This window comes from Neorhizobium descurainiae (assembly GCF_051400715.1).
GTDB lineage: Bacteria > Pseudomonadota > Alphaproteobacteria > Rhizobiales > Rhizobiaceae > Neorhizobium.
In genome coordinates, this window is sequence record NZ_JBLFFK010000079.1 from 1 (window position 1) to 1,173 (window position 1,173).

Consider the following 1,173-nt stretch of genomic DNA (forward strand, 5'->3'; position numbering starts at 1 on the left):
CCTATTGTCCTGTCCCGCAAATAGCTTTACAAATGATCGAAACGGGCAGAAGATTCGTTCACTGCAAGGAGAACGGATATGGCGCGTATTGGTCGACCGCAGGAGCGCACACTTTGCCTGAGTGAAGGCGACCGCGAGGAGTTGGAGCGCATCAGCCGGTCCCATTCGGCTCCGCACAGTGTGGTTCGCCGTGCGCAGATCGTGCTGGCCTCAGCCGATGGCGAAACCAACACCGCGATTGCCCGCCGGCTCGGGACGACGAATCCGACGATCTGCCATTGGCGTAAGCGGTGGTTCGAACAGGGGCTCGTTGGGCTTTACGGGGAAGCCCGGCCCGGACGACCGAGAACCCATGACGAAGAGAGGGTAGCGCAACTGCTGCGCACGGTTCTCGAAAGCAAGCCCACCGACGGCACTCACTGGACGGTACGCTCCGCAGCGGCGGCCACAGGCCTTTCCAAGACCACTGTGGGACGCATGTTGACATTGCTCGGCGTTCAGCCGCATCGCTCGAAAAGTTTCAAACTCTCGACCGATCCGCTATTCGTTGACAAGGTCAAGGACATCGTCGGGCTCTACCTCAATCCGCCGGATCATGCGGTGGTGCTCTGCGTCGACGAGAAGACCCAAATCCAGGCGCTGGAACGCACTCAACCGGTGCTGCCGCTCGGCCTTGGGTATCTTGAAGGCGTTACACACGATTATGTTCGGCACGGAACGACCACCTTATTCGCCGCCCTCGACATCGCGAACGGTCAGGTTCTCACCCAATGCCGTGCCCGCCACCGACACCAGGAATTCCTCGGCTTCCTCAAGCACATCGAGGCGAATGTCCCACCTGATCTCGACGCCCATCTGGTGGTCGATAACTATGCAGCTCACAAGCACCCGAAAGTCCGTGCCTGGCTTGCAGCACCTCCGCGCTTCCATATCCACTACACACCGACCTATGCATCCTGGCTCAACCAGGTCGAGCGGTGGTTTGCGCTCATCACGGAACGCCAGATACGTCGCGCCTCTTTCGTCAGCGCCAAGGACCTGGTCGAAAAAATCAACGCCTTCGTCCAGGCATATAATGCGAAGGCGAAACCATTTGTCTGGACCGCAACAAGCCAAATCATCCTCGAAAAGGTCGAGCGCTTATGCAAAGCTATTTGCGGGACAGAACACTAG

The 1,173-nt window shown here is 58.6% G+C and carries 1 protein-coding gene; it reads left to right on the forward strand.

Translation table 11 applies throughout. The features are described 5' to 3' along the window. Positions 1–78 precede the first annotated feature (78 nt). Positions 79–1,173: an IS630 family transposase gene (locus ACMGE0_RS33490; RefSeq protein WP_436820160.1), complete on the forward strand. Its 1,095-nt coding sequence runs from the start codon at positions 79–81 to the stop codon at positions 1,171–1,173.

Coding starts and splice junctions, on each gene's coding strand:
- ACMGE0_RS33490 (WP_436820160.1), top strand. CDS start 79: ATGGCGCGTATTGGTCGACCGCAGGAGCGCACACTTTGCCTGAGTGAA.